The organism is Mycobacterium bulgaricum (assembly GCF_041287165.2).
GTDB classification, from domain to species: Bacteria; Actinomycetota; Actinomycetes; order Mycobacteriales; family Mycobacteriaceae; genus Mycobacterium; species Mycobacterium bulgaricum.
Genome location: NZ_JBGGKV020000001.1, coordinates 560,842 through 582,216 on the forward strand (window position 1 = coordinate 560,842; position 21,375 = coordinate 582,216).

Genomic DNA, 21,375 nt, shown 5'->3' on the forward strand with positions numbered 1-21,375 from the left:
GTTATTGAAAATCATTCCCATTAGAGGAGGTTTGATGCGCACCCCAGTTGTCGTCGTGACCGGTCGGGGCGATGTCGATGACATCGCCGGTGTGCTTCTCGGCGCTCCGCGGACGGCACTCGTCGAGCACCGCTTCGACGGACACGTCGTGCACCGCAGGACGACGACCTTGCAGCAGGGGATCGAGGTCAGCGCCGACGCGGTCTTGGAGCTCACCAACTGCTGTATGTCGTGCACGGTGCGCAACGATCTGCTGGATCATCTCCGGCGGCTGCACCGCAGGCCGGACGTCGACCGCATCGTGGTGCGGCTGAGCCCGTGGATGGAGCCCGAGCCTGTCTGCTTCGCGATCGGCCATTCACCCGCCTCGCGTGACGTGATCATTGCGGCGGTCGTCACCGCCGTCGACACATCGTCATGGTTGCGAGAAGCGTTAGGGGAGGACGAGCTCGACGACGGACGTACGGTGGCGCAGGTGGCCGTCGCGCAGGTCGAGTTCGCCGACGTCCTCGTGCTCACACGTCCGCATCCGGACACCCTCTCGGTCGCGCGCAGGCTCGCGCCCCGGGCGCGAGTCACGGTCGGGACCGAACGTCTCGAGCTGGCCCTGGCCAACCTCGAATCCGATGCCCGGCGAGGCCGCAGCGACGACCTCCACGGATCGCTGCTGGCGGGCCAGCCGCCGCTGGAACCCGCCGGTCCCGTGCGCCTCTTCGAGTTCCAGGCTCACCGGCCCTTTCACCCTGCGCGGCTCCATGACGCGGTGGACTCTTTGCTCGACGGAGTGGTGCGCAGCAGGGGCCGGCTGTGGGTGGCCAGTCAGCCGGATCAGGCGATGTGGCTGGAGTCGGCCGGTGGGGGTCTGCGGGTGACTCGCGCGGGTAAGTGGTTGGCCGCCATGACTTCTCGCGAGGTCGCCTACGTCGGGCCTGAGCGTCGCGCGATGGCCGATCTGATCTGGGACTACCGGCACGGGGACCGCCACACGTCGATGACGGTGCTGACGTGCGGTGCGGATCCGGCCGACATCCTGGCGGCTCTGCAGGGTGCGCTGCTCACCGATGTCGAGATGCGGCGTCCCGAGGACTGGTGCCGCTATGACGACCCGTTCGGCGACTGGCATGCCGACGAGGCCCGGCTGGCATGATCGGGTGAATGAGCATCGAAGTCGCCTACACCGCAGAGTCCACAGCGACGGGAGGTGGCCGCGACGGTCACGTGAAGTCCACCGACGGCAAGATCGATCTCGACACCCGTCCGCCGAAGGAGATGGGCGGCAGCGGTGAGGGCGTCAACCCCGAGCTTCTGTTCTCGGCCGGCTACGCCGCCTGTTTCCTCGGCGCGTTGCGGCTCGTCGCGAAGAACGAGAAGGTCAGCCTCGACGATGCCAGTGGCATCACCGCCCAGATCGGATTCGGAAAAGATTCGGACGGCGGCTTCGGCCTGACCGCTCAGCTGATCGGCTATCTGCCGGGCCTCAAGCAGGACGTCGCCGACGGCCTCATGGAGAAGGCCCACGGCGTGTGCCCGTACTCGAAGGCGACCCGAGGCAACATCGACGTCACGCTCAAGGCCAAGGTCTTGTGATCCGGTTCGTCGCGACAGGAATGTCGACGTGCGCGGCACTCGCACTCGCCGCGCCCGCGACAGCGCGTCCGTCCGATCCCGGCGTCGTCAACTACGCCGTGCTGAACAAGGGGTCGGTGGGCAACATCGTCGGGGCGCGGATGGGATTCGAGTCGACCTTCACGAATCCGTTCCAGGCGTTCTATGTGGACAATCCGGCGTGCAACAACTGGGCGGACATCGGACTGCCCGAGGTCTACAACGACCCGGATCTGGCGTCGTTCAGCGGTGCTGTCGCCCAGGAGTCGCCGACCGACATGACACATCTGGTCAAGCAGTCGGTGGGGGTCTTCGCCAATGCCGATGCCGCCAGCCGGGCCTTCTTCCGCGTCGTCGATCGGACGGTCGCCTGCAACGGCCAGACCACGGCCATGCACCTGGACAACTTCTCGACCCAGGTGTGGACCTACACGGCGGGACCGACCTCGGCGACCGATGCGAACTGGGTCAAGCAGGAAGCCGGCACCGACCGGCGGTGCTTCGTCACCACGCGGCTGCGCGAAAACGTTCTGCTGCAGGCGAAAGTTTGTCAGTCGGGCAACGGCGGGCCGGCGGTGAACGTGCTGGCCGGCGCCATGCAGAACACGTTGGGGCAATAGTCCGAACCTGCCCGGGGCCAAATGTCACAGGCAAGTCACCGAGCAAAACGCGGGACTTTGTCGGTGCGCTCTGGAAGATGGGTAAAGACGCAGCGATCGATGCACACCCGGAGGGGGTGGCTCATGGCCCGAACCATGGCGTCCGACGGTGCCGTAGAACACTGTAGCGATGCTCTGACCAGTGCAGAAGCAGCCGCACAGCACATCGTCGAGGCGTGCCTGAAGGACGGTCCGGTAGGACCGGTGGGTCTTGAGATCGAGGCGCACTGCTACGACATGGCCGATCCGTCGCGCCGACCCGGTTGGGACGAACTGACCGCGAGGATCGCCGACCTTCCAACCCTGCCGGGCGGAAGCCTGGTCACGGTGGAGCCCGGCGGTGCCGTCGAGCTGTCCGGACCGCCGATGGCCGACACGGCGAGCGCAGTGTCGGCGATGACGTCGGACCGGGCCGTGCTGCGGGCCGCCTTCGCCCAGGCCGGTCTCGGGCTGGTGCTGCTCGGCGCCGACCCGCTGCGCCCACCCGCCCGCGTGAACCCCGGCGCCCGGTACGCGTCGATGGAGCGGTTCTTCCGTGAGAGCGGCACAGGTGATGCAGGCGCGGCGATGATGACGTCGACGGCCTCGGTCCAGGTGAACGTCGAGGCGGGACCTCGTTCAGGGTGGTCGGACCGGGTGCGGCTCGCCCACGCGCTTGGCCCGACCATGGTCGCGATCGCTGCCAACTCGCCGCTCCTCGGCGGCGGCTTCACAGGATGGCGCTCCACGCGCCAGCTGATCTGGAGCCGGCTGGACTCGGCGCGTTCCGGGCCGATCCTCGGCGACGACGGGGACGATCCCGCGAACGACTGGGCGCGCTACGCGCTGAGGGCGCCGGTAATGCTGGTGCACTGCCCTGATCCGACACCCGTCACGCAGTGGGTGCCGTTCGCGGACTGGGCCGACGGACGGGTGTTGCTCGGCGACCGCCGGCCCACCATTGCCGACCTCGAATACCACCTCACCACGCTCTTTCCGCCCGTGCGGCCTCGCGGCTTCCTCGAGGTCCGGTATCTCGACAGCGTGCCCGATGGCCTCTGGCCGGCGGTCGTGTTCACGCTCGCCACCCTCCTCGACGACCCCGAGGCAGCCGACATCGCCGCAGAGGCGACCGAATCGGTGGCCACCGCGTGGGACCGTGCGGCACAACTCGGGCTGCAGGACCGGCGGTTGTTCACGGCCGCGAATCGCTGCGTCGAGGCCGCAGCCGAACGCGCCCCCGTCGACCTCGAGGAATCGATGTCGCTGCTGGCGCGTTCGGTGGAACAGGGACGCAGCCCGGCCGACGATTTCTCCGACCGGGCGGTCAGGTACGGGGTCGCCGATGCGGTCACCCAATTGGCACAAGGAGAGTTGTGACGACGCGCGAGACGCTCGCCGGGGAACTGACCAAAGCCAGGGACCGCACGCTACGGCTCGTCGACTTCGACGACGCGGAGCTGCGCCGCCAGTACGACCCGCTGATGAGCCCGCTGGTGTGGGACCTCGCCCACATCGGGCAGCAGGAGGAACTCTGGCTGCTCAGGGGCGGCAACCCGAACCGGCCCGGCCTGCTCGCGCCGGAGGTCGACCAGCTCTACGACGCCTTCGTCCATTCCCGTGCCGCCCGGGTGGACCTGCCCCTGCTGCCGCCGACCGACGCGCGAAACTACTGCGCGACGGTTCGGGGCCGGGCACTGGACACCCTCGAGGCACTGCCCGACGGGCACCCCGACGCGTTCACCTACGCACTCGTGATCAGTCACGAAAACCAACACGACGAGACGATGCTGCAGGCGCTGAGCCTGCGCACCGGAGCGCCCCTCCTCGACTACGGCACAGCGCTGCCGCACGGACGGCCGGGCCTCGCGGGCTCATCGGTCCTCGTTCCAGGGGGCGAGTTCACCCTGGGTGTGGACGCGGTGACCGAGCCGTTCTCGCTCGACAACGAACGCCCCGCGCATACCGTCGACGTCCCCGCATTCCGTATCGGGCGGGTACCGGTGACCAACGCCGAGTGGAAACAGTTCATCGCCGACGGTGGATACCGGGAGTCGCGATGGTGGTCGGCCGCCGGGTGGGCGCACCGACAGCAGGCCGGTCTGATCGCCCCGCTGTACTGGAACGCCGACGGCACCCGGACCCGGTTCGGGCACGCCGAGCAGATCCCCGCCGACGAACCGGTGCAGCACGTCACCTATTACGAGGCCGAGGCGTATGCGGCGTGGGCAGGGGCGCGCCTGCCCTCCGAGATCGAGTGGGAGAAGGCGTGCGCGTGGGATCCCCAGTCCCGCACCCGGCGTCGATACCCCTGGGGCGCAGCCGAACCCAGTGCGGCGCTGGCCAATTTGGGCGGAGAGGCGCTGCGCCCCGCGCCGGTGGGGGCCTACCCGGGTGGGGCGTCTGCGTACGGTGCGGAGCAGATGCTCGGCGATGTGTGGGAGTGGACGAGTTCGCCGCTGCGGCCGTGGCCCGGCTTCACCCCGATGGTGTACAGGCAATACTCCGAACCGTTCTTCGAGGGCACCGCATCGGGCGAATACCGGGTGCTGCGCGGAGGCTCCTGGGCGGTCGCCGCCGGCATTCTGCGGCCGAGCTTCCGCAACTGGGACCATCCGATCCGCCGGCAGATCTTCTCCGGCGTGCGGTTGGCGTGGGATGCGTAGGCATGTGTAGGCATCTGGCGTGGCTCGGCGAACCGGTGTCAGTGGCATCGCTGGTACTCGATCCGCCGTCGGGCCTACTGGTCCAGTCGTATGCCCCGCGGTTCCAAAAGCACGGCCTGATGAACGCCGACGGGTGGGGCGTCGGGTTCTTCGACAGCGGGGTCGCCCGGCGGTGGCGCAGTGCCACCCCACTGTGGGGTGACGCGTCGTTCGCGTCGGTGGCGCCGGCGTTGTCCAGTGGATGCGTGATCGCCGCGGTGCGGTCGGCGACGGTCGGCATGCCCATCGAACCGTCGGCATCGGCCCCGTTCAGCGACGGCACCTGGCTGTTGTCGCACAACGGGATCGTCGACCGCGCGGTGCTGCCCGCCGCGCACCACGCCGAATCGACCAACGACAGCGCGCTGCTGGCGGCGCTGATCTTCGATCGCGACCTGGACGCCCTCGCGGACACGATCACCGGCGTCGCCGCCGACGACCCGAACGCACGGCTGAACATCCTGGCCGGCAACGGTTCCCGGCTCCTGGCCACCACGTGGGGCGACACGCTGTCGGTCCTTCGCCGCGACGACGGCGTGGTGCTGGCCAGCGAACCCTACGACGACGACCCCGGCTGGCAGGAGGTGCCGGACAGGCACCTCGTCGAGGTCGTGGATGCGCGCGTGCACCTGACACCGCTGAGAGGATCGTGACGATGTTCGCACTGGAGAACTATCTGGCCGCCGACGCAGCAGACGAAGCGCTGCGCCGCGATGTCCGGCACGGACTGTCGCAGAATCCGAAGACGTTGCCACCCAAGTGGTTCTACGATTCCGTCGGCAGCGACCTGTTCGATCAGATCACCCGGCTGCCCGAGTACTATCCGACGCGCACGGAGGCTCAGATCCTCAAGGCAAGGGCCACGGAGATCGCCGAGGCGTCGGACGCCGACACTCTGGTCGAGCTGGGCAGCGGTACCTCGGAGAAGACGCGGATGCTGCTCGACGCGCTGCGCGACGGCGGGTCGCTGCGCCGGTTCATTCCCTTCGATGTCGACTCCAGCGTGCTGCGCGCGGCAGGCGCTGCGATCGAGAGCGAATACCCCGGTGTCGATATCGACGCGGTCTGCGGCGATTTCGAGGAGCACCTCGGCAAGATCCCCCGGGTCGGCCGCCGCCTTGTCGCGTTCCTGGGTTCGACGATCGGCAATCTCACACCCGGGCCTCGCGCCGAGTTCCTGGCGTCGGTGTCGGAGATGATGCAGCCCGGCGATGCGCTGCTTCTCGGCACGGACCTGGTCAAAGATCCGGGCCGGCTGGTGCGCGCCTACGACGACGGCGCGGGTGTGACAGCGCGCTTCAACCGCAACGTCCTCACGGTGGTCAACCGCGAACTCGGCGCGGACTTCGACGTCGACGAGTTCGAGCACGTCGCGGTCTGGAATGCTGCCGAGGAACGCATCGAGATGTGGCTGCGCTCCACGCGCGCGCAGCGTGTGCGCATCGCGGCGCTGGATCTCGACGTCGACTTCGCCGAAGGCGAGCAGATGATGACCGAGGTGTCGTCCAAGTTCCGGCCTGAGGGAGTGGAGGCCGAACTGGCCGCCGCGGGTCTGTGCCGAACCCATTGGTGGACCGACGACGCCGGCGATTTCGGGCTTTCGTTGGCGGTGAAGTGATGGGATCGGCCCCATGACGCTCGCCGAAAGCTGGCGCGCCGCACGCCCGCCCGTCGCCGGTGTGCACGTCGACAGTGCGGCCTGCTCACGTCAGAGCTTCGCCGTGATCGAGGCCGCCGCCCAGCACGCGCGCCACGAGGCCGAGGTGGGCGGTTATGTCGCCGCGCAGGCCGCGGCACCGGTGCTCGACGCCGGTCGTGCCGCCGTCCGCGCCATGACCGGGATGCCCGATGCCGGTGTCTCCTTCACGACCGGGTCCAATCACGCGCTGGACATCCTGCTCGGCGACTGGACGGGCGAGCGCACCCTGGCATGCCTGCCGGGCGAATTCGGCCCCAACCTGGCCATCATGGCCCGGCACGGTTTCGACATCCAACTGCTCCCGGTCGACGAGTTCGGCCGCCTCGACATCAACGCGGTCGGCGCGGCACTGGGCCACCACCCGCCCGCGCTCGTCCATTTCACCGTCCTGGGCAGCCACAGCGGGATCGTGCAGCCGGTCCACGCCATGGCCGGCGCGTGCCACGGTCACGGAATCCCGATGATCGTCGACGCGGCACAGGGTTTCGCGCATCTCGACATGACCGCCACCGGTGCGGATGCCATCTACTCGTCGTCACGCAAGTGGGCCGCGGGCCCGCGGGGGGTCGGTTTCCTGGCCGCCCGTCCCGGTGTGCTCTCGGATACGACACGGGAGCGGCTCGGCCATGCGGAGGCGAATGTCGGACTGCACGTGGCCTTTTCGATCGCCGTGGGCGAGCACGTCGCTGCAGGACCCTCCGCGATGCAGGCTCGGCTCCGTGAGGTAGGAGCCGCCGCCCGCACGGTGCTGGCCGATGTGCCGGGCTGGCGGGTGATCGAACACACCGATGAGCCGAGCGCTATCACCACCCTGCAGCCACCCGACGGCATCGACGCCGCGGAGGTGCGCGCGCACCTGATCGCCGAACGCGGGATCGTGACGACCTACCTCGGAATCGAACGTGCTCCGCGTCAGATGCATCATCCGGCGCTGCGTATCTCCCCGCACGTCGATGTCTCCGAGGACGACCTTCTCGCCGTCGCCAAAGCCCTCGCGGCCGTCAAGCGCTGAGTGCGCCGTCGCTCAATGGCATTGCCGGACAACGATGGAGCAGGTTGCGCGCGAGCTCGGCGACTCGGGAGCGATCGAATGTGATGACGGCCTCGAAGCGACGATCGTTTTCCAGGGGCGTGCTCCCGGGTGGCTCGAGTTCGCGAGCGATCAAGGCGGCCGCGGTGTCGGGACCGATCACGACGATGTTCCACTCCAGAGCCATCGGGTCATCCTCGGCGATGTCGACCCATCGCAGTCGCGGGTCCAGCTCCCCGGCGGCATTCACGACGTAGGCGACCACAAGGGGCGACTTCTTCGCGAGCACGGTGAAATTCTTCTGTGTCTGCCCGCGATAGTTCTCGTGCTGTTGCAGTGTGAACAGCACGATCGGCGGACTTTCCGCGGCCGCCGCAAGGCGCTCGATGTGCCGCGACAGTTCGATCAGGGTTCTCTTGCGCACCGTGCGAGCACCGCCGAGGGCGGTGGCCAATTCGAAAGGGGTCATGGAGGTTTCGGGTTGCCCGGTCGACGGTGGCAGCTGCGGTAGCTGCGAGCCGTGCTGCGGGGCGCCCAGCGCGCCCGGGTGGCCGAAGCGATAACCCTGGCCCAACGTGGCGCCGTAGGCGAGCGCCTGCTCCAGGTGCTCGTCGGTCTCGATGCCCTCGGCCAGGATGATCGCCCCGGTGCGTTCGTGATGGGCGATGACAGCCGCGATGGTGCGCGCCTGCAGGCGATTGGGTTGCCGCTGAACGAGTCTGAGATCGATCTTCATCACCTCGGGGGAGATGATGTCCAGCAACGCCAGAGAATCGGGATGCGCGCCGATGTCGTCGAGTGCGATCATCACGCCGAGCGAGCGCAGAGCCGCCACCTTTCGGAGCAGCGCCGGGGGGTCGCGCAACAGTCCGCGCTCTGTCAGTTCGAACATCATGCTGAAGCTGCTGACCGCCTCCGACAGCGCAGTACCTTCCGGCATCTCGATGCCTGCGGTGGTCGGCTCGCAGTTGACCAGCAGCAGCATGCCCGCAGCGGACGGGCCGTCGAGCGCCGCGCGGGCCGCCGAGCGGATGCAGGCGTGGTCGAGCTGATCGAGCCTGTCGGTCGCGGCGGCATGGGCGAACACGTCCGAAGGCGGCGGATAGTCGAGGGACGGCCACCGCGCCAACGCCTCGTAGCCGACGACCACTTCGTCCGGCAGCGTGACCACGGGCTGAAAGGCAGGCACCAGCCCGCTACCGGACACCGCAGCGTCCAGCTGCGTTGTCGACGGGGCGCTTCTGGATTGGATGGCGGACTCGTCTCGTGTGGGCAAATGGCTGTTACTGCCATTGTGTACCCACCGCGTGACGAAGTGTCGAGTTTGCCTAACGTGTCGATGAACGCGGTTAGACAGCGAGCCGGGCTTGCTGCAGGGTGACGGGCATCTGCCGGACCCCGGGCACCATCGTGGCCTGCATCCGAAGGACCTCACCGTCGAGCTCGATGTGCTCGAAGCGCGCCAACAACTCCTCGAAGAGAACACCGGCCTCCAAGCGGGCCAGCTGAGCACCCAGGCAGGAATGCTCACCGCATCCGAATGCGAGATGCGCGTTGGGATGCCGGGTGATGTCGAGCTGCTCGGCGGTTGGTCCGAAGACGTCTTCGTCCCGGTTGGCCGACCCGTAGAGCATGGTGACGTACTGCCCCTCGCGGATCAGCCGTCCCCTGATCTCGACGTCGCGGGTGGCGCAACGGGTCATGTTCGCGACCGGTGAGGTGAATCTGAGCAGTTCCTCGACTGCCGACGGGATCAACTCCGGGTGCTCTCGGAGCAGCCGCAGCTGATCCGGATGCTCGATCAGCGCCAGAGTGCCGAGCGCGATCAGGTTGCGCGTGGTCTCGTTACCCGCCACCAGAAGTAGCAGGCAGAACTGCAGGAGGTCCTGGTCGCTGAGGCGCACACCGTCCACCTCGGCCGCCACCAGGACGGAGAGCAGATCGTCGACGTCGCTGAGCGCTCCGCTGCGCCTCAGCGAGATCAGCGCCTCGAAGTACTGGTAGAGCTCGCCCATCGCGGTGAACGTGTCGAGTTCGACGTCGGGATCGTCCATTCCCACCGCCGCGTCCGACCATCGGCGGAACTGTTCCCAGTCCTCGTCGGGCGCTCCGATCAACTCGGCGATCATCCGGGTGGGCAGCGGCGCCGCGATCTGCTCGGCGAACTCGATGCTCCCGGCCGGGTCGATCGCATCGAGGGCCGTCCGCGCGAAGGCCCGCAGTTTCGGCTCCAGGATGGCGACCTGGCGGCGGGTGAAGCCGGAATTGATCAGCTTGCGCAGCTGCCGGTGCCGCGGCGGGTCGGTGAAAATCAGGCTGCCTTCCATGACGGGATTGTCGATGGCCGGATCGGGCACGGTGATTCCCCGTGCCGACGAGAACAGAGCGGGGTTGGTCGAGACGTATCGGATGTCTTCGTACTTGAGCAGACCCCAGAAGCCGTGCTCCTCGTTCCAGTGCACCGGGTCGGCTTCGCGCAGTTCCCGATACGCCGGGAACGGATCACCCGCGTAGAACGCCGGCGAGTGCAGCGGATGGGACATCGCGATCTCCTCTGCGAGCACGGGTCATGCTTCCGACGGGCGGCAGGTGCGCAACCCTGCGATGATGACGCGAAGACCCTGGTTGAATCTCGCGTAGGCGTCGTCGGAGCCGGAGCTCCGTAGATGGTGCTCGAGCTGTACCGAGCCCAGAAGGTGGATGTAGAGGACGACGTGACCGGCGTCGATATCCTCAGTGGGCCAATCCGATTCGGCCATGATGGACTTCGCGGCGCTGTCCATGACGTTGGCCACGCCGGTCAGTGGGCGCTGCTGGAGCAGGGCGGCGATGCCGGGGACCTCGACCATGGCACGCCACGCGTTGGTGTGGAGTTCGGCGATGCGCTGTTCCCAATCGCCTTCGGTGGGAATCGCGATACTGCCGAGCACCGACTCGGCGAGCAGGTCGAGCAGCGCTGCCTTGTCCTTGACGTGGTAGTACACCGACGACGCCGAGGTGCCCGCTTCCGCGGCCAACGCCCGCATCGTCACGTTCTCGACTCCGACTCGGCGTGCCAGCTCGAGCAGATGCTTGACCAGGTGTTCACGGTCCAGGGCGCCGTAGGGGAGAACCGATACCGCCCTGCGGGTCCTGGCCGCCACGTCGCCCCTTTCGAACAATGTTCAGTTTCGAACAATGTTCAGATTGAAGCACCGCGATTGACCATGGTCAAGCAGTGGTGGTCGAAACCGTCTGGCCGGCTCCGATCAGCGCCCTCGGCGCGACCGAGGGCGGCTAGGACTTGTGGGCGCTGAGCAGGAATGCCTGCAAACGGATCCGGCCGGTCTCGTCGAGCAGGTCCAGCGAGGGTGGCGGCATTCCGGGGATCTTCGGCACATTCGTGTGGATCAGTGCGGGACGGATGTCGTCGATGGTGAAGTACTGCGAAACCGCTTCGTGCAGTTCGATTTCGGACACCTCGTTGGGGCCCTGCTCCATCTCGGGCGGGAATGCGCCCTTGGCGAAGACCAACACGAAGAAGCCCGCGCCCGGTGCGGCGGCCCTGTGCACGGAGTGCAGATACCCCTCGCGTGACTCGACGGGTATCGAGTGGAACAGCGTGCTGTCGACGATGGTCGAGAACCGCCCGTCGAATCCGGTGAACGCGGTGATGTCGGCCGCGACGAAGGACGCCCGCTCCGACAGACCGCGCTGGGCGGCGGCCTCGGTGGCTGCGGCGACTGCCGTCGGGCTGATGTCGATGCCTGTCACGGTGTAGCCGTCGGCGGCGAGCGCGAGCGACAGCTCGGCATGCCCGCATCCGGCGTCGAGCACCTCGCTGCGGAAGCGGCCGTCGCGCCACAGCGCGGCCAGCTCGGGTTGTGGCTCACCGATGTTCCACGGCGGAGGTCCCTCGAACTCGCTTTCGCCGCGATACACGTTGTCCCAGTCCATCACCTCGGCCATGGGCGCCAACGTACCCGCGGTCCTCAGGTCAGCAGGTCCCAGGTGTGCACGGGCTCATTGGCATGCATGCGCTCGCAGTAGAGCCGCAACATCTCCGCCAGTGCCTCGGGACGGCTCATGCCGCGGCCCTGCAGCGCAGTGACCGTTGCCGATTGCCAGGTCGCGCCGTTGCGTCCCGTCTTGGCCCTTCCCTCGATCACCCCGAGGTAGCGGTCCCGGACTTCGGCGGAGACCTCCCAGCGACGCAGGCCCTCCTCGGCCAGCGGGAGCAGCTGACGCAGGATCAGCTCGTCGGGCGTCACCTCACCGAGACCCGGCCAGTACAGGCGAGCGTCCATGCCGTGACTGGCGGCCGCGACGAAATTCGCTTCTGCCGCAGCAAAACTCATCTTGGTCCACAGCGGGCGGTCCTCTTCGGACAGTGCCCGCAGCACCCCGTAGTAGAAGGCGGAGTTCGCCATCATGTCCACGACCGTCGGTCCCGCGGGAAGCACCCGGTTCTCCACGCGCAGGTGGGGCCTGCCGTTCACGATGTCGTACACCGGACGGTTCCAGCGATAGATGGTGCCGTTGTGCAGCCGCAGTTCCGACAGTTGCGGCGTGCGGCCCGCCGCGAGTTCGGCCACCGGGTCCTCGTCGGAGAGTTCGGGCAACAGCGACGGGAAGTACCGCACGTTCTCCTCGAACAGGTCGAAGATCGAGGTGATCCAGCGTTCCCCGAACCACACGCGGGGTCGGACGCCCTGCGTCTTGAGTTCGTCCGGCCGGGTGTCGGTGGCCTGCGCGAACAGCTCGATGCGTGTCTCGGCCCACAGGTGGTGGCCGAAGAAGTACGGGGAGTTGGCGCCGAGGGCCAGCTGCGGCCCGGCGATCACCTGGGCGGCGTTCCAGTTGCTGGCGAAGTCGGCCGGGGACACCTGCAGATGCAATTGCATGCTGGTGCAGGCGGATTCGGGCGCGATCGACGCGGTCTGCAGGCTCAGCCGTTCCGGTCCGGCGATGTCGATCATGATGTCTTCGCCGCGGGCGGTGAATATCGAGTCGTTGAGCGCCTGATAGCGGACCGACTCGCTCATCCACCTGCCCGTGAGGTGCTCGGGCATCAGGGTCGGCAGGATGCCGATCATCACGATGTGCGACCCGTCGCTGTTGGCCTTCGTCTCGGCCGCATTGAGGCTCTTGCGAACCTCGTCCTCGAGATCGAGCGCGGCGCGGCCCGGGAGCCGGCGCGGCGGCACGTTGAACTCGATGTTGTAGGCGCCGAGTTCGGTCTGATAGGCCGGGTCGGCGATCGCTTCCAGCACCTCGGAGTTGTTCATCGCCGGCTGGTAGGCGGAGTCGACGAGATTGCACTCGATCTCCATGCCGGTCAGCGGCTTCTCGAAGTCGAAGCTCGACTGGGCCAGCATCGTCTCGAACACGTCGAGACAGAGCTGCACCTTGCGTCGGTACTCGCGGCGGTGCGCGCGGCTGAACTCGGCCTGCTTCAAATCCGCGCCGATTTCTTGGCCCACGGTGCCGAGCCTATCGGCGCCGCGCGAGTGCGACCTGCGGACTGAACAACCCGCCCCGCAGCTCGATGTCGATCGATGGTCCGGCGTGCGCGGCGAGGGCCCGGAGTGCCGACGGGCTGTAGGCGCGCAGTGAGCTGATCACACCGTCGTGCACGAACGGAATCACCGGCGCCAGCGGCAGCATCGTGGCCAACCGCACAAGGTGCAGCGGCGCGGGCGGACGCGGCAGATCGATGATGAGCAGCGTGTCCGCGGCGCGGGTGCCTTCGGCCATCACCTGCGCCGCGGCGTCGGGCGGCAGGTGATGAAACGACAGTGCGAACACCGCCAGCGCGAACTCGCCGTCGGCGGCGTCCAGAGCTGTCGCGTCCATCTCCCGGACCACGGCCCGTGGGTGAGATCCGAGATCTGAGGCAGCGATCGCGGCCACCGAGGCAGGTTCGACATCGGTCACGGTCACCTGCGCGCTCGGATGCCAGTCCAGCAGCTTGCGGGACAGCGCGCCGTGCCCGGCGCCGAGTTCCAGGATCTTGGGGTCGGCGACATCTGCCACTTCGTCGAGCGCGACCTTCGCGAACTTCTCGTGGTGGCCGAACACCTGGCCGGTCCAGTCCAGCGCGCGGACCACGCTGCGCTTCCGCGCTTCGAGGTCCTCGTCGCCGGCGGACTCGCGGTCCAGGTACTCCAGCCGGTCGGTCTCCAGTAGCCGATCCAGACAGGACGCATCCGGCCCACCGCGCGGCATGCGCGAGAGGGCCGCTGCGGGCGCTGCGGTCTTCAGGGTGTCATCCCGGGCGGCATGAAAAGTGGTTCGCCACTGGGCATGGTGAACGTCTCCGGAATCTGCGGCCGTTCGGTCGGCACCTTCGCCCCGTCGCGGTACACGAGCGTGCCGGTGTACCGGCCGTTGTCGTACGTGTCGTAGTAGAAGCTGCCCGTGACGATGTATTGGCATTCGGACTGCGTCGCGGTGACGGGGACGAAGACGCCGCCGAACTCGGGAGACTCGCACCCGATCCGGGGGTCCGCGGGTGGTGGACCGGGTTGGGCGTGGGCGGTTCCGCCGAGCAGCAGAGGCGCGACCGCGAATGCGGCGGCGACGCCGGCGAAGCCGATACGGCGGGATCGAGTGTTGATGAGCGGCACCTTTCCGTCGCGCCTCTGCGCACTGTAGCGCGACCCCGAAGGACGGCGAGGCGTTCAGCCGATCAGACCAGTCTTGTGGTCCATCATGGACGGATGGCCGACTTCGTCGCTGCAATCGACCAGGGCACCACCAGCACCCGCTGCATGATCTTCGACCACGACGGCGCTGAGGTCGGTCGCCACCAGCTCGAACACGAACAGATCCTGCCGAAGGCGGGCTGGGTCGAGCACAACCCCGTCGAGATCTGGGAACGCACCGGATCGGTACTGGCGACCGCGCTGAACAAGACCAACCTCGCGACCGGCGACCTCGCCGCTCTGGGCATCACCAATCAGCGCGAGACGTCGCTGGTCTGGAACCGGCGCACCGGAAGGCCGTACTACAACGCGATCGTGTGGCAGGACACCCGCACGGACCGGATCGCGTCCGCTCTGGACCGCGACGGCCGCGGGGATGTCATCCGCCAGAAGGCCGGCCTCCCGCCTGCCACCTATTTCTCCGGCGGCAAGCTGCAGTGGCTGCTGGAGAACGTCGAAGGCCTGCGCGCCGACGCGGAAAAGGGCGACGCCCTCTTCGGTACGACGGACACGTGGGTGTTGTGGAATCTGACCGGCGCCCAGCACGGCGGCGTGCATGCGACCGATGTGACGAACGCCAGCCGCACCATGCTGATGAATCTGGAAACCCTGGACTGGGACGACGAACTGTTGGGGTTCTTCGGGATTCCGCGCCAGATGCTCCCGGAGATCCGGCCGTCGTCGACCACCGAACCTTTCGGGGTGACGTCGGTGTCGGACGGTGAGCTGCCGATCACCGGCATCCTCGGCGACCAGCAGGCCGCCATGGTGGGCCAGGTGTGTCTGGACGCCGGCGAGGCCAAGAACACCTACGGCACAGGCAATTTCCTGCTGCTGAACACCGGCGAGGACATCGTGCGGTCACAGAACGGGCTATTGACCACCGTCTGCTACCAGTTCGACACCCACGATGGGCCGGCGAAACCCGTTTATGCGCTTGAGGGTTCGATTGCCGTCACCGGATCGGCGGTGCAGTGGCTGCGCGATCAGCTCGGCATCATCAGCGGGGCATCCCAGAGCGAGGCGCTCGCCCGTCAGGTCGAGGACAACGGCGGGGTGTACTTCGTGCCCGCGTTCTCCGGACTGTTCGCCCCCTACTGGCGCTCGGATGCCCGCGGCGCGATTGTCGGGTTGTCCCGCTTCAACACCAACGCGCATGTGGCCCGCGCGACGCTGGAGGCGATCTGCTACCAGAGCCGCGACGTGGTCGACGCGATGGCCGCCGATTCCGGTGTGCACCTTGAGGTTCTGAAGGTCGACGGCGGTATCACGGCCAACGACCTCTGCATGCAGATCCAGGCCGACGTGCTGGGCGTCGAGGTGGTCAAGCCCGTGGTGGCCGAGACGACAGCGCTCGGCGCCGCCTATGCCGCCGGGTTGGCGGTCGGGTTCTGGGGCAGCACAGACGATCTGCGTGAGAACTGGCAGGAAGACAAGCGGTGGACGCCGCAGTGGTCCGACCAACAGCGCGCCGACGGATACGCGGGATGGCGCAAAGCCGTTGAGCGCACGTTGAACTGGGTCGACGTCGACTAGTTGCTGCCGGCGGCCACCAGCGATCGCAGGTGTATGTCGGGGTTCTCGCGAATGACGTTCTCCAGCCGCCACTTCGTCGAGAACACCGCAAGCATGACCCCGTCGGTGCGGGTGAAGACCTCTACCGACGCCAGCTTCGCCAGTACCTCGGCGTCCTCGGGGTCACAGATGCGGGCCACCGTGTAGGGGAGTGGTTCCAACGAGATCGGCGCGCTGAACTCGGCCGTCATCCGGTGGCTGGCCACCTCGAACTGCATCGGGCCGACGGCGGCGAGAACTGGGGCCTGGTCGCCGCGGCGGTCCGATTTGAGAACCTGGACCACGCCCTCCTGGTCGAGCTGCTCGATGCCCTTGCGGAACTGCTTGTGCTTGCTCGGGTCGGTACCCCGTGCGACGGAGAAGTGTTCTGGCGAAAAGCTCGGAATCGGAGGGTATTTCACCGCGACATCTTGATAGAGGGTGTCGCCGGGTCGTAGCGCTGCGGCGTTGGCCAGTCCGATGACGTCGCCCGGCCACGCGGTGTCGAGCGTGGAACGTTCCCGTCCGAAGACCGACTGTGCGTACTTGGTGACGAACGGCTTGCCGGTCGAGGCGTGCGTCAGGACATCTCCGCGCTCGAAGGTGCCGGAACACACGCGCGCGTACGCGATGCGATCGCGGTGGGCGGAGTCCATGCCTGCCTGCACCTTGAACACGAACGCACTGAACGGCGCGTCTGCCTCGCGGAGGTTGCCGTCGACGTCCCGCTGCCCGGCCGGCGGCGGCGCGAGCTGCGCGAGGACGTCGAGAAGCTGGTTCACGCCGAAATTCAATGCGGCGGAGGTGAACAGCACCGGCGTCGACGTGCAGTTGAGGAACGTCTCCGGGTCGAAGTCGGCGCCGTCGGCCTCCAGCAGTTCGGACTCCTCGACCGCGGTGTCCCAGTCCACGCCCGCGACGTCGTGGGCGCGGGACGGGTCGATGTGTTCCTCGGGGGCGGCGGTGGCCCCGCCCGCCGTGCGGGTGAAGCGGATGAAGTTGCCGGTGCGGCGATCGAGCACGCCTTTGAAGTCGCCCGCGATGCCCACCGGCCATGTCAGCGGTGTCGGTCGCAGACCGATCTCCGCCTGGATCTCGTCCATCAGTTCCAGCGCGTGACGGCCGGGCCGGTCCCACTTGTTGATGACCGTGATGATCGGGATCCGGCGGTGCCTGCACACTTGGAACAGCTTCAGTGTCTGCGGCTCGAGGCCCTTCGCCGCGTCGATGAGCATCACCGCCGAGTCGACCGCGGTCAGCACGCGGTAGGTGTCCTCGGAGAAGTCCGCGTGACCAGGGGTGTCGAGCAGGTTGATGATGCAGATGTCGCCGGCGTTCGTCGTGTAGGGGAACTGCAGCGCCGTCGACGTGATGGAGATTCCGCGGGCCTTCTCCATCTCCATCCAGTCCGACACCGTCGAGCGGCGACCCGACTTGCCGTGGATGGCGCCGGCTTCCGTGATCGCCTTGGCATGCAGGACCAGCGCCTCGGTCAGCGTGGACTTGCCGGCGTCGGGGTGGCTGATGACGGCGAACGTCCTGCGGCGGCGGGCCTCGTTCGAAACGTCGGTGGGATTGCTCATGTTGACGTCGATTTTATTGGCCGCAGCTGCGAAAACGTAAATCGCGGGTAGCCCGCCCGGATGCGCCGACCCAGGTGCTCAGGCGGCGGCGTCGAGCTCGCGCTTCGTCTCGTCGTCGAGCTCGATGTCGCGGACGGCGGTGTTCTCCTCCAGGTGGCCCACCGACGACGTCCCCGGGATCAACAGCACGTTCGGGGCGACCGAAAGCGTCCAGGCCAGCGCGATCTGGGCTGGGGTGCGGCCGAGTTTGTCCGCCTCGCGCCGCACCGCGGGGTGGTTGAGGACGGGATTGTCGGGCAGGAACCCGGAACCCAGCGGGAAGAACGGGACGAACGCGATAGTGCGTTCCGTGCACAGGTCCAGGACCGGCTGTGACGTGCGGTCGACGAGGTTGTAGGCGTTCTGTACGCACACGATCTCGGTGCGCTCCAACGCAATTCGCAGATGATCGATGCTGATACTGCTCAGTCCGATGCCGTCGATGAGACCTTCGTCGCGGGCATCGATCATCGCCGTCAGCTGCGCGTCGAACAACTCGTGGTCCACCTCCGCCGGCGCGCTGGGGTCCTCGCCCGCGAATACGCGCAGGTTGACGGCGGCCAGCTTGTCGGTGCCGAGCGTCGTGAGGTTCTCCTCGATGCCGCGCCGGAGATCGTCGGGTTGCTGGGCGGCGAGCCAGTTGCCTTGGTCGTCGCGCTTGCCGCCGACCTTGCTGACGAGTGCGAGGTCGGCGGGGTAGGGGTGTAGCGCCTCGCGGATCAGCTCGTTGGCGACGTTCGGGCCGTAGAACTGTGCGGTGTCGATGTGGTTGATGCCGAGCTCGATGACGCGCTGGAGCACGGCGATCGCCTGGTCGTGATCCCGGGGCGGTCCGAAGACGCCGGGGCCGGGGAGTTGCATGGCGCCGAAGCCGACGCGTCCGACATCGTGTGAGCCGAGGGAGAAGTGTGAGCCGAGGGGGTCCATGCTTCCTACTTACACGCGTCCGGGGCGTTTTCTTCCGGTGTGGCCGAAAGGAAACGCCCCGGAAGGGGAGAGCGTCAGTCCCTCCCAACGTGTTTGGTCAGTCTTCGCCCAGAATGGAGTAGATCTCTCGGCGGGCGTTGTTCACGATGTCGACGATGCGCTGCTGCTGCTCGGGGGAGGCCGCGTGCGACGCCTGAATGACGGCGCCGGCGAGCTGGCCGACGGCGTTGCGCAGGCCCAGTGCGCCGGGGTCGGCGTCTCCGGCGATCTCGTCCCACGGGGCTGTCTCGATCTTCTCGGCGGCGGCGCGGCCTTCCTCGGTGAGCTCGAAGAGCTTCTTGCTGCCTTCGGCGTCGGTGGAGACGAGTAGGCCTTCGTCGACGAGAAGCTGCAGCGTGGGGTACACCGAGCCGGGGCTCGGCTTCCAGAGCTGCTGGCTGCGTTCGTTGATCTCCTGGATCATCTCGTAGCCGTGCATCGGGCGTTCCGTGAGCAGCTTCAGGATTGCGACGCGGACGTCGCCGCGTCTGCTGCGTCCGCCGCCACGGGGTCCGCCGCGACGGCCGCCGGGGCCGAACCCGAAGCCGCGGCCCGGGCCGCCCGGGCCGAAGCCGAACCCGGGGCCGAAACCCGGCCCGAAGCCGGCGTCACCGCGGTGTTCGCGAACGTGGTCGCGGAAGTCGCGGCGCGCTTGCCTGCGCTGTTCGTGAAACGCCCGCCGGTCTTCCGGGCTGAACCCGAAGCCGAAGCCACGGTTCTCGAAGGGGCCCTGCGGAGGTGTGAATGGGGTGTTCATGTCTGTACGTCCTTTGTTCGACAGGAAGCACGGACTGCGCTTCCGATATAAAGACGATATATCGGAAACTATCGTGATGCAACGTTAGTGTCGCGTCAGGCCTCGAGCTGGTCGGCGACCGAGCGGGCCCACTGTGCCTGCATCGCATTGAGGCGCAACCCGTACTCCAACGCCGCGAGGCCGAAGAAGTCCTCGTCAGACGAGTCGAAGACGCGGCCACATGTCAGCGAATCGCGCAATTCGGACAGGCGGCGAATCTCCGCCTCGGAGTGCTCGGCCATGTGGTGCAGATGCGAGCGAGCCTCCCCGGTCGGAATAAGCCCGAGGAGGAACACCCGGAGAAGCGCGGCACTGCGGAACGGCGGATCGTCCTGCGGACTGGTCACCCAGCGCACCAATTCGGCGCGGCCGTCCGCCGTGATCTGGTACTCCTTGCGGCCCCTCGGTCCGACTGCGATGACCTCGATGAGACCGCCGGCAGCCAGTTTGTTGAGCTCCGAATACAGCTGACTCTGGGTCGCGGGCCAGACGTTGGCCATCGACTTCTCGAAATGCTTCAGCAGGTCATACCCGCTGGCGGGACCCTCGGCCAGAAGGCCGAGCGCTGCGATCCGAAGGCTCATGGCGGCATCGTACGGCTTCGACATTCCAGAACTGGACTATTGCCGGCTCGGTGACATTCCACTATTGACATGTCATTAGTGGGATGTCAGTCTGGAGCCACCACTTCAGGAGGCCACCCCATGACCGAGACCACCGACTCGACCCTGTTCGGCACCGGCAACTTCTTCCAGATGGGCAACTATGCCCCCGTGCACGACGAGCTCAGTTCTTCCGATCTGGCTGTCGAGGGCGCGATTCCGGCCGAGCTCGACGGCTGGTACCTGCGCAACGGTCCCAACCCGCGTCAAGCCACCGGGCACTGGTTTGCCGGCGACGGCATGATTCACGGCGTACGCATCGAGAACGGTCGCGCGTCGTGGTACCGCAACCGGTGGGTGCGCACGGACAGCTTCGTCAACCCGTTCCCGCTCTACAACGAGGACGGAACCCGTAACCTCCGCGCCAGCGTCGCCAACACCCACATCGTGAATCATGCGGGCAGGACGCTTGCACTGGTCGAATCGTCGCTGCCCTACGAGATCGCCGACGATCTGGAAACGTTGGGAGCCTACGACTTCGGCGGCAAGCTCGTCGACTCGATGACGGCCCACCCGAAGATCTGTCCGACCACCGGCGAGCTGCACTTCTTCGGATACGGCAACCTCTTCACCCCACATGTCACGTATCACCGCGCAGATGCCAACGGCGAGTTGGTGATCGAACGTCCGCTCGAGGTTCCCGCGCTGACGATGATGCACGACTTCGCGCTCACGGCGAACTACGTGGTGTTCATGGATCTGCCCATCGTGTTCAACGCGGACATCGCGATGAGCGGTGAGGGGGACATGCCATACCGGTGGGATGACGACTACGGGGCCAGGTTCGGCGTGCTGCGTCGCGACGACCCCCACGGTGAGGTGCGGTGGTTCGACATCGACCCGTGTTACGTCTTCCACGTTGCCAACGCGTTCGATACGACGACAACGGGCGGCGCCTCCATCACGTTGCAGGCGGTGCGCTATCCCGAACTATGGCGCCACAGCAGTGGATTCGACGCCGACGGGGTGATGTGGACGTGGACGCTCGATCTGAAGAACGGCACCGTGAGCGAGCGCCAACTCGACGACAGGGTTGTCGAGTTCCCGCGGATCGACGACCGTCTCGCGACACTTCCCGCGCGCTATGCGGTGTCCGTCGGGGGCGCCAGCCTGATCCGGCACGACCTGACGACGGGCACCGCCGAGGAGCACCGCTTCGGCAGCGACGGCGGACCCGGAGAGGCCGTGTTCGTGCCCTCGGCGACGGGCCCGGCAGATGAGAGCAACGGCTGGTATCTGGGGTACGTCTACGATCCCGAGCGCAACGGCAGCGACCTCGTCATCATCGATGCTTCCGACTTCGCCGGCCGGCCGGTCGCCAGAATCAAGCTCCCGCAACGGGTTCCGTACGGCTTTCACGGAAACTGGATCGCCGGTGGCGACTGGGGCTGACGCCGTAGGCCCTTGTGACG

21 protein-coding genes are annotated in these 21,375 nt (G+C 67.2%); 10 read left to right on the forward strand and 11 right to left on the reverse strand.

The genetic code is table 11. From position 1 onward, the window contains the following. The first annotated feature begins 34 nt into the window (after positions 1-34). From mrf to egtE, 8 genes are all read left to right on the forward strand, one after another. The gene (gene mrf / locus ACAG24_RS02780) at positions 35-1,147 is read left to right on the forward strand and encodes a ribosome hibernation factor-recruiting GTPase MRF (RefSeq protein WP_370471160.1); all 1,113 of its coding nucleotides are present in this window, start codon (positions 35-37) and stop codon (positions 1,145-1,147) included. A gap of 8 nt (positions 1,148-1,155) precedes the next feature. Next, positions 1,156-1,587, forward strand: a complete 432-nt coding sequence (locus ACAG24_RS02785) for an organic hydroperoxide resistance protein (RefSeq protein ID WP_370471161.1) — start codon at positions 1,156-1,158, stop codon at positions 1,585-1,587. 20 nt (positions 1,588-1,607) lie between these two features. Next, positions 1,608-2,225, forward strand: coding sequence for a sensor domain-containing protein (locus ACAG24_RS02790; protein ID WP_370471763.1), 618 nt, complete (start codon positions 1,608-1,610; stop codon positions 2,223-2,225). A gap of 123 nt (positions 2,226-2,348) precedes the next feature. Further along, positions 2,349-3,623 carry an ergothioneine biosynthesis glutamate--cysteine ligase EgtA gene (gene egtA / locus ACAG24_RS02795; protein WP_370471162.1) on the forward strand — a complete coding sequence of 425 codons (1,275 nt, stop codon included), beginning with the start codon at positions 2,349-2,351 and terminating at the stop codon, positions 3,621-3,623. Beyond that, positions 3,620-4,909, forward strand: a complete 1,290-nt coding sequence (gene egtB / locus ACAG24_RS02800) for an ergothioneine biosynthesis protein EgtB (RefSeq protein ID WP_370471163.1) — start codon at positions 3,620-3,622, stop codon at positions 4,907-4,909. The genes egtA and egtB overlap by 4 nt, the downstream gene beginning before the upstream one ends. A 2-nt stretch (positions 4,910-4,911) precedes the next feature. Further along, entirely contained in the window at positions 4,912-5,601 is a 690-nt protein-coding gene (egtC, locus tag ACAG24_RS02805; RefSeq protein ID WP_370471164.1) for an ergothioneine biosynthesis protein EgtC, read from the forward strand. A 2-nt stretch (positions 5,602-5,603) separates the two neighbouring features. Then, positions 5,604-6,566, forward strand: coding sequence for an L-histidine N(alpha)-methyltransferase (gene egtD, locus ACAG24_RS02810; protein ID WP_370471764.1), 963 nt, complete (start codon positions 5,604-5,606; stop codon positions 6,564-6,566). Positions 6,567-6,579: 13 nt separating this feature from the next. Then, complete coding sequence (egtE, locus tag ACAG24_RS02815; RefSeq protein ID WP_370471165.1) at positions 6,580-7,659, forward strand: ergothioneine biosynthesis PLP-dependent enzyme EgtE; 1,080 nt, start codon at positions 6,580-6,582, stop codon at positions 7,657-7,659. Here the strand turns inward: egtE and ACAG24_RS02820 are convergent. The 7 genes from ACAG24_RS02820 to ACAG24_RS02850 all read right to left on the reverse strand — a co-directional run bounded on the left by ACAG24_RS02820 (position 7,649) and on the right by ACAG24_RS02850 (position 14,285). Continuing rightward, positions 7,649-8,953 carry a sensor domain-containing phosphodiesterase gene (locus ACAG24_RS02820; RefSeq protein WP_370471166.1) on the reverse strand — a complete coding sequence of 435 codons (1,305 nt, stop codon included), beginning with the start codon at positions 8,951-8,953 and terminating at the stop codon, positions 7,649-7,651. The two genes, egtE and ACAG24_RS02820, sit on opposite strands and share 11 nt — an antisense overlap. A 73-nt stretch (positions 8,954-9,026) precedes the next feature. Continuing rightward, positions 9,027-10,220, reverse strand: coding sequence for a cytochrome P450 (locus tag ACAG24_RS02825; protein WP_370471765.1), 1,194 nt, complete (start codon positions 10,218-10,220; stop codon positions 9,027-9,029). Positions 10,221-10,244: 24 nt separating this feature from the next. Then, the gene (locus ACAG24_RS02830; RefSeq protein WP_370471167.1) at positions 10,245-10,820 is read right to left on the reverse strand and encodes a TetR/AcrR family transcriptional regulator; all 576 of its coding nucleotides are present in this window, start codon (positions 10,818-10,820) and stop codon (positions 10,245-10,247) included. A 133-nt stretch (positions 10,821-10,953) separates the two neighbouring features. Further along, positions 10,954-11,625, reverse strand: a complete 672-nt coding sequence (locus ACAG24_RS02835) for an SAM-dependent methyltransferase (RefSeq protein ID WP_370471168.1) — start codon at positions 11,623-11,625, stop codon at positions 10,954-10,956. Positions 11,626-11,648: 23 nt separating this feature from the next. Beyond that, positions 11,649-13,139, reverse strand: a complete 1,491-nt coding sequence (locus ACAG24_RS02840) for a glutamate-cysteine ligase family protein (protein ID WP_370471169.1) — start codon at positions 13,137-13,139, stop codon at positions 11,649-11,651. Positions 13,140-13,149: 10 nt separating this feature from the next. Then, a complete protein-coding gene (locus ACAG24_RS02845; protein ID WP_370471170.1) occupies positions 13,150-13,884 on the reverse strand; it encodes a class I SAM-dependent methyltransferase in 735 nt (244 codons plus the stop codon). 32 nt (positions 13,885-13,916) lie between these two features. Continuing rightward, a complete protein-coding gene (locus ACAG24_RS02850) occupies positions 13,917-14,285 on the reverse strand; it encodes a hypothetical protein (RefSeq protein WP_370471171.1) in 369 nt (122 codons plus the stop codon). 93 nt (positions 14,286-14,378) lie between these two features. On the opposite strand from ACAG24_RS02850, the gene glpK reads away from it, so the two are divergent. Further along, complete coding sequence (glpK, locus tag ACAG24_RS02855; RefSeq protein WP_370471172.1) at positions 14,379-15,899, forward strand: glycerol kinase GlpK; 1,521 nt, start codon at positions 14,379-14,381, stop codon at positions 15,897-15,899. On the opposite strand, the gene ACAG24_RS02860 is transcribed toward glpK, so the two are convergent. From ACAG24_RS02860 to ACAG24_RS02875, 4 genes are all read right to left on the reverse strand, one after another. Next, complete coding sequence (locus ACAG24_RS02860; RefSeq protein WP_370471173.1) at positions 15,896-17,500, reverse strand: peptide chain release factor 3; 1,605 nt, start codon at positions 17,498-17,500, stop codon at positions 15,896-15,898. The genes glpK and ACAG24_RS02860 overlap by 4 nt on opposite strands. A gap of 78 nt (positions 17,501-17,578) precedes the next feature. After that, a complete protein-coding gene (locus tag ACAG24_RS02865; protein ID WP_370471174.1) occupies positions 17,579-18,466 on the reverse strand; it encodes an oxidoreductase in 888 nt (295 codons plus the stop codon). 97 nt (positions 18,467-18,563) lie between these two features. Further along, positions 18,564-19,262: a PadR family transcriptional regulator gene (locus tag ACAG24_RS02870; RefSeq protein ID WP_370471175.1), complete on the reverse strand. Its 699-nt coding sequence runs from the start codon at positions 19,260-19,262 to the stop codon at positions 18,564-18,566. A 95-nt stretch (positions 19,263-19,357) separates the two neighbouring features. Then, on the reverse strand, positions 19,358-19,885 hold the full coding sequence (locus ACAG24_RS02875; protein ID WP_370471176.1) for a PadR family transcriptional regulator: 528 nt from the start codon (positions 19,883-19,885) through the stop codon (positions 19,358-19,360). Between the two features lie 120 nt (positions 19,886-20,005). Here ACAG24_RS02875 and ACAG24_RS02880 point away from each other — a divergent pair, with 120 nt between their 5' ends. Further along, complete coding sequence (locus ACAG24_RS02880; protein ID WP_370471177.1) at positions 20,006-21,355, forward strand: carotenoid oxygenase family protein; 1,350 nt, start codon at positions 20,006-20,008, stop codon at positions 21,353-21,355. Positions 21,356-21,375: the final 20 nt, after the last annotated feature.